We start from the raw sequence: 7762 nt of genomic DNA on the forward strand, positions 1-7762 counted from the left end.
AAACACTGTTTTAAATTTTATTGCCAATTTCCTGAAATTACTTTATACCTTGAAGGGTAACTTTGGTCGTCTACGCAGCGATCAGTAGGGTCTGAAAGCCCTAAAATCCGAGTGTAAAAATGAACCTACTCTTGTGGGTGTCCCGGGTTCCGGGAGTTTTGCTATGTTTACCTTATCCTTCTTTGATTTCCTCCCGCTCTACGCTCTAAAGGATGCATATTCCTGACTTAAAAGGGCTGTTCTGTAAACAGTCCGGCTTCTGTTGGCGGGGTTTTGACCTACTCCTGACCCATTCATGTGGTTCACTTTAAAAAGGCGTGACGGGTAAGCCATGCCCATTTATTACACACTCTAAAAACACTTAATATGGAAAGTTTTACATGCCTTATATCACGGCTCTAAACAACAAGGTTTTACGGCACAACATGATAAACCGCGCTTTTTTTCAGTGAACACTAATGCGTATTGTTATTGGTTTTTTTTTCTGTTAAGAAGCGTATACAGTGTCGTAAAAGAGTTAAGTAAGAAATTTAAATAGCGCGTGAAGCATCAAAGAAACTTTGGAAAAATTCTTGAAAAAATTAGTTTAGAGGAGCTTTTTATAAAAGCCCGTCTTAGAGAGGCAGATAAGTCTTTCATCTTAAGATGGTTTGCTTTACGTTTCAAAACTTGATAAAAATTCAAAAATTTCGAAAAAATAGGAAGAGAAGCTTTTTCTGGTATGCAGGGGGGAAAATGGTCAATAAATTAGACAAAAAACAGATTATATTTTTAGCATTGCCACTCATCTTTTCAATCATTGTAGCTTTTTTGGTCAATATAACCATCAATAACATTACAGAAAATGGAACGACGCCTGATGCTTATTGGTTTGTAAGATCAAAGCCACTGGATATTTTAATCCTTATTGCACTTTCATGTTCTTCATTCATCTTATTACAAAAAAGGCATACCAGAAAAAATATCATTATTTCATCTATGATCATCTTTGGTTTGTTTGCAACTTATTATAGTGCAAATGAATATATCAGACTTAGTCCCTATGTAGGTCAAAATAATATGACATGGGCGGATGTTCTTCCTTTCTTTGATAGGATGGTTTTATGGGGTGTTGTTATTGGCGTTATTATCCTTGGTTACACGATAAAACTATCATTACCTAAAGCTTCACCTTTGAAAATTTCAAAAAATACAATCTTTGGTGGCATCAAATGGATGAGTATGAAACGCCTTGAAAAGATTTTTCCTCATGATGGCGACGTCGTCATAGGAGAGCGCTATAGAGTCGACGAAGATATTGTTAAAGATGTCCCTTTTAATCCTAAAGACAAAACAACATGGGGAAAAGGTGGTCGCCAGCCATTGTTAACATACAAACTTAATTTTGATTCAACCCATATGTTATTTTTCGCTGGTTCTGGTAGTTATAAAACAACCAGTAATGTTATTCCAACTTGTCTCAAATATTCCGGTCCACTGGTCGTTTTTGATCCTTCAACTGAAATCGCTTCAATAGTTCAAGATGCAAGGGAGCAGTTAAAAAGAAAAGTATACGTTCTTGACCCCCATGGTTCTTCAACAGAAACTTTTAATCCTTTAGATTGGTTATTAGATGAAAGCATTCCAGTCTATGAAAGGGAAGCGGGTTTGGTTGAAGTTGCTAGACTCCTTCTTTCTGAAAACGACAAATCAACTTCAACCGATCAATTCTTTACATCACATGCACATAATTTATTAACAGGACTACTTGCACATATTGTCTTTTCTGATGAATACACATTAAAGGAAAAAAACTTAAAAACCCTTCATACGATCATGTCAATGTCAGAACCGTCCGTGATTGGAAAATTGCGTTCCTTACAGGCTTCATCATCATCCCAATTTATTCGTGAAACTCTTGGGGTGTTTACAAATATGGCTGAACAAACTTTCTCAGATGTCTATGCTACTGCTGCAAAAGATATACAATGGCTTTCCCTCTCTAACTATGCAGATCTTATCAGTGGGTATGACTTTAAAACTAATGATATAACAAAAGGAGATATCGATGTTTTTTTAAATATCCCATCAAAAATTCTAAAATCTTATCCAGGTGTTGGGCGTATCCTTGTTGGCTCTTTTCTCAGAGCTATGGAAGCCGCTAATGGTAATTATGCAAAAAGAGCGCTCTTTATTTTAGATAATGCTGATCTTTTAGGATATATGAACATTTTAGAAGAAGCACGTGATCATGGACGCAAATATGGTATATCTCTCATGCTTTTTTACAAGTCTGTAGAGCAAATAGAACGCTATTTCGGTTCGTCAGGCGTTATGATATGGTTTGAAAATTGTGCTTTTGTAAGCTATGCCGCAATAAAAGATATTAAAACTGCTGAAAATATATCTAAGGCATGTGGTCAAATGACCATTGAAGTGAAAGATTCAAGCATAACTCTGGGAACATCAGGTATAGAAGGAACAGAGCATTTAAGTTTGCAACAAAGACCCTTAATATATCCACATGAAATAACACAAGAAATGAGAAAAGACGAACAGATTATTCTCGTGCAAGGAGAGCTCCCTATCCGTTGTGGACGCTCTATCTATTTTAGACGTAAGGATTTAACAGCTCTTGCTAATGAAAATAGCTTTTCTTCTTAATAAAGCACTTGTTTTTTAGTTAAAATGAATAAAATATTGTTGTATTTTGGGGTGATATAATTAGAGATAAATTATTTTTATAGTACATTTTTATAATATAGTGGCTTGAAAATGGGGAAGTCATGAGCGATCTTTCTGCTAAGAAGACAAACACCAAAAAAATCAAGACATAAAAAAGAGTATCTTATCAATTATAATGCGTGGGGTGTTCAAGATAATACGTAGAATATTGGCTGTAATAGTTAAAAAGTTGCTTTACGCAATCTTCCTTATTTTATTATTCATTCGTAAACCAGTTTTTGCCTTCTTAAACTTCTTTGTTGGTGGCTTGGTTTTATTCCTATTTTTCTTTTTTGGGGATACACAGCGAGAGTTGCACCCTATGAACACCAAACAGCAATGGTCATTGGTTTTGTTATCATGATATTTCTTTGCTTGTTTGCTAATGATGTCTATGAAAGGCTTTTACTACGAGCTAATACGTCTAGCATCTCTTGATTATGATCTTATACTTATTTCAATAAATAGCGCTCACTTCGTTCGTATATAATTTAATCAAAAATGAGAGGTTATCTGCCTCTTATAAAAATACAAATAAAGACTGTTTTTAAATTTTATTGCTAATTTCATGAAATTGCTTTATTGGTAAGAGAATGTTTTGGTCGTCTACGCAGCGATCAACAGGGATTCAAAAACCCCTAAAATCCGAGTGTAAAAATGAACCTACTCTTGTGGGTGTCCCGGGATTCCGGGAGTTTTTGCCATGTCCAGGTGCTCTCTAGCACTAAAAGCAAAAAAAGCTGATTCGAACTCAGTACTTTCAGACTCCCGGAATACCAATGCGAGGGCGCTCGCACTCGGCAGGGGAGCTTGAAGTGAAAGCTAAAAATCCACATTTTAACGATATTTCGATTGGCAAAAAAATTCGCTTGAAAAGAACAATGATCGGAATGTCGCAAAAGAAATTAGGCAGCCAGTTAGGAGTAACCTTTCAACAAATCCAAAAATATGAAAAAGGCTTCAATCGTATAGGGGCGGGGCGTTTACAAGAAATTGCCGATATTCTTAATGTTCCCATTTCCTTTTTTTTATTCTGGTCTCTCAACAAAAGAAGACGTCTTGTATCCTTATGATGATGAGATCTCAAGCAAAGAAGAATGTATTCTTTTGAAAAGTTTTAGAGAGCTCAAACCTCAAAAACAGCAAGCAATTTTAAGATTAAATTTTCGTTAGAATCAAAAAAAGACTAAAGAGGCTCTTGCTAAATAATAAATTATTATATAAAGCTTTTTTTAGAGAAGGGGGTTAACATTTCTCCTCCCCCCCCCCCGCAGAAATGTCGAAATAAAACCTCCTTCTCATCGTTTTAAAAATCACGAAAAATTTTATCCTTTATCCTTTATTTTTTTAAAAAGAGTGACTTATTTGTGCTAGAAAAGTTGCTGTATTAGGTAAATTGGAGGGCGGGGTGTTTTTAGTAGGAATTTGGGAAGGGCTGGAAAAATCGTCTTGCCAAATAGAGTTCTCAAAAGGAAATCTTGGAAAGAAACTATCAAAGGGGCGGCTTAAAAGAAGCTACCAAAAATCCGGAACTTCAGGCTTTAAATGAGGACCAATCCGTACCGCCGAGACCTTTTCTGCTAAACCGGTGCGATCTGAAATCTCAACCGCTAAACCACAAAGGGTGGCAGGACCGCACGCCGGTTCAAAACGGTCTTGCTTCGTCTTATAAAGAAAACGGTGTAAGGGTTCTTCTTTATCCATTCCAAGAGATGAGTTATAATCTCCACACATGCCTGCATCTGTTAAATAGGCGCTCCCACCTTCTAAGATTTGCGCGTCAGCCGTGGGAATATGCGTATGGGTGCCAACGATAACACTCACACGACCATCAAGAAAATGACCAAAACATTGCTTCTCGCTTGTCGTTTCTGCGTGAAAGTCAAAAATAATCGTATCGGCTTGCTCCATCAACGAACAGGCAAGCAGAATATTTTCCGCTGTTTCAAATGGATCTTCTACTTTACACGGCATAAAAACGTTGCCCAACAGATTGGCGACAAGAACACGGGCGCCATTTTTTGCCGTAAAAACACCAGAACCTTTTCCGGGAGTTTCTTTCGAAAAATTGGCAGGGCGTAAAAAACGATCACTCTCATGGGCATATTGCAATGCTTCTTTGTGAGAAAAAGCATGATTACCTGTGGTGACAACATCAACACCGGTTATCAAAAGATCTTGATACGTTTCTTGTGTAAGACCAAAACCACCAGAGGCATTTTCACCATTTACCACAACAAAATCAAGCTGCCATTTCTCAATCAGTTGAGGAAGGTATTCAAAAACAGCTTTACAGCCTGTGCTACCAACAATGTCACCTAAAAATAAAAAACGCATAGGCGCTTTAATCACATTTTAACATTTTAAGAAACCTTTTTCTGTAAAAATTCCTTGTACCTGTAGATCATGTTCTGCTGCGGGAATAGAGGAAACCTCCTGACATGAAAACCCTATGCCCCATAATATCATTTGATGCCCTTGTTTTTCAAGAGCTTCAACAGCACGGTCATAATATCCTCCTCCATAGCCAAGACGGTGACATTGACGATCAAACGCAGAAAGCGGAACAATAATATTATTGGGGGCAACAACGTCATTGTCTGCACTGGGACCAAAGGTGCCAAAACGCATGGGCTCTAAAATCGTGCTGGGCGAAAATGTACGGAAAATCATGGTGGTGGAATTAAGAACTGCTGGTAAGGCTAAATGCCCACCGCGTAACGCTACAGCATCCAGTAAAGGACGCGGATCAATTTCCGATTTAATGGGCCAATAGCCTGCTAAAATGAGGCGTGAAAAATCGGTTCCCTTCTTTTCGAGGTATTCAATAAAGTGGCAACAAGCACGCTGCGAAAAGAGTGCGCGCTCTTCTGTTAAAAGAGCATCACGACGCGATAAACCGCTTTTGCGTTGCTGTGTGCGAAGGGATGAAGCAGATTCACAGAGGGGATTGTTTGTCATTGTCTCGTCAATTATTTTATAAGATGCTGGTATTTTATCCATTGTTGGCGTTTTGTAAATCTCTGTATGGATAAGAGCTGTGCTCATGAAAAAAAGCATGAAAAAAGTGTGTGCTCTTTAGGGGGTATCTTGGTGCAATAAGCCGCTTTTGCGTTGCTGTGTGCGAAGGGATGAAGCAGATTTATAGAGGGGATTATTTGGAAGTGCTGTCTGTTTTATAAAATGAAGCCTATCGTAATTTTTATTTCTTGAAAAGAGTATCGTCATTGGTCTTATGTAAAAAGATGCTCTCAATTTTAGCTGGAAAAATTTTTATGCAAAAAAGTTAATACAAATAAAGGGTGATCCACAACAGCCGATGGAAAAAGCTGATCCCGGGAACCTATACAAATAGGTGGGCGCCATATGAAAAAGCCCACGGGCTTGATCAGGGACAGCTCCCTTGGAGATCATTAAGGTCTCAGGAATACGTTATTTCCTGTCGAGAAGCGCAGAACACCCTCCTTAATATAAAATAATTTCAGAGCTTCTGCTAGAGATAAAATAACCTCGCCCTCTTCTTTTTCATAACGTTTTTCAGGAGAGTTTTTAGAACCTTGCTGGTGGTTGCTCGAAATGGCTGTATGATGGATGGCTTATTCAAAGTAAAAAAGCAAAAAATATGAGTGAGGGTGGGTGATTGAGTGACGCAGAACGATTTATTGGCAATGGCTCTTTTGGAACAATGCTTGATTTTTATGTTTCGCAGGAATGCTTGGAGGAGTTTTGAAGGGAAATATTTATTATTCAAAAGGATGTTGGTTGAACTGGTGTTGCACCTTTGAAGTTTTTACTTTGTGAAGCCATATTTCAGGGCTATTTTATCAACTTTGAGGGGGGAGGAGAGCCGATACGGTATGTGCTGCTATGGTTGAAGTTCATAAAAATAAAAAACAGACGATGATAGTTTATCAGAGGCGCTAAGCGATGTTTTAAGATTTTTTCAAAAAGTATTTTTTGAGCTTCGTGTTTACAAATTTTTTTATCCATGATGGAAGGTGTGAAAAGAAGAAACGGCGTGAAGAGGACTCAAGCGTGGAGCGTTTGCTTGCTATGAGAAGAAATGCTGTAGGGGGTATATTGGAAGTGTTTGGACGCTGCTTGCAATACAAAAAAGGTCAAAATTCAAAAAAAGCACTGTGAATTGTGTGTGGGGGGATGTGTGGTTATAAGCAGGGGGCTTTTAGTTTATTGAGTGGAATGTGAAGCCGGCTTGCGTCTTATCTAGATTTGAAAGGATGTCGTAAAGTGTCTCGTTCTTGAATGGTTTCAAAGAGCTTGTGGTGATTGTTCGTCTAACAGAGCTTGCACGCGCTTTTGAATCCTGCGCATTTGTGGAGTGTAAACCAATGCTGTTTCATCAATCTTAAGAGCCAAGTTTGGGACGCTCTGTTGCTTCCATGGTAATGGCTAAGTTTCAAAAAAAGCACTGTGAATTATGTGGGGGGGGGATGTGTGGTTATAAGCAGGGGGCTTTTAGTTTATTGAGTGGAATGTGAAGCTGGCTTGCGTCTTATCTAGATTTGAAAGGATGTCGTAAAGTGTCTTGTTCTTGAATGGTTTCAAAGAGCTTGTGGTGATTGTTCGTCTAACAGAGCTTGCACGCGCTTTTGAATCCTGCGCATTTGTGGAGTGTAAACCAATGCTGTTTCATCAATCTTAAGAGCCAAGTTTGGGACGCTCTGTTGCTTCCATGGTAATGGCTAAGTTTCAAAAAAAGCACTGTGAATTATGTGGGGGGGGGATGTGTGGTTATAAGCAGGGGGCTTTTAGTTTATTGAGTGGAATGTGAAGCTGGCTTGCGTCTTATCTAGATTTGAAAGGATGTCGTAAAGTGTCTTGTTCTTGAATGGTTTCAAAGAGCTTGTGGTGATTGTTCGTCTAACAGAGCTTGCACGCGCTTTTGAATCCTGCACATTTGTGGAGTGTAATCCAATGCTGTTTCATCAATCTTAAGAGCCAAGTTTGGGACGCTCTGTTGTTTCCATGGTAATGGCTAAGTTTCAAAAAAAGCACTGTGAATTGTGTGGGGGGATGTGTGGTTATAAGCAGGGGGCTT

The 7762-nt window shown here is 38.4% G+C and carries 3 protein-coding genes, 1 other RNA gene and 1 pseudogene; 2 read left to right on the plus strand and 3 right to left on the minus strand.

Annotated features, from left to right (window positions below; translation table 11 throughout):
- The first annotated feature begins 735 nt into the window (after window positions 1-735).
- A complete protein-coding gene (gene traG / locus ACFIM8_RS06980; RefSeq protein WP_375614710.1) occupies window positions 736-2643 on the plus strand; it encodes a Ti-type conjugative transfer system protein TraG in 1908 nt (635 codons plus the stop codon).
- An 839-nt stretch (window positions 2644-3482) separates the two neighbouring features.
- Window positions 3483-3876 (plus strand): annotated as a pseudogene (locus ACFIM8_RS06985) (helix-turn-helix domain-containing protein).
- 342 nt (window positions 3877-4218) lie between these two features.
- On the opposite strand, the gene ACFIM8_RS06990 reads toward ACFIM8_RS06985, so the two are convergent.
- From ACFIM8_RS06990 to ssrS, 3 genes are all read right to left on the minus strand, one after another.
- On the minus strand, window positions 4219-5040 hold the full coding sequence (locus tag ACFIM8_RS06990; RefSeq protein WP_375607046.1) for a TIGR00282 family metallophosphoesterase: 822 nt from the start codon (window positions 5038-5040) through the stop codon (window positions 4219-4221).
- An 18-nt stretch (window positions 5041-5058) separates the two neighbouring features.
- On the minus strand, window positions 5059-5664 hold the full coding sequence (locus tag ACFIM8_RS06995) for a 5-formyltetrahydrofolate cyclo-ligase (RefSeq protein ID WP_375614721.1): 606 nt from the start codon (window positions 5662-5664) through the stop codon (window positions 5059-5061).
- A 339-nt stretch (window positions 5665-6003) separates the two neighbouring features.
- A non-coding RNA gene (ssrS, locus tag ACFIM8_RS07000) (6S RNA) lies at window positions 6004-6164 on the minus strand.
- Between the last annotated feature and the right edge of the window lie 1598 nt (window positions 6165-7762).

The organism is Bartonella sp. AC535YNZD, assembly GCF_042196625.1.
Lineage (GTDB): Bacteria > Pseudomonadota > Alphaproteobacteria > Rhizobiales > Rhizobiaceae > Bartonella.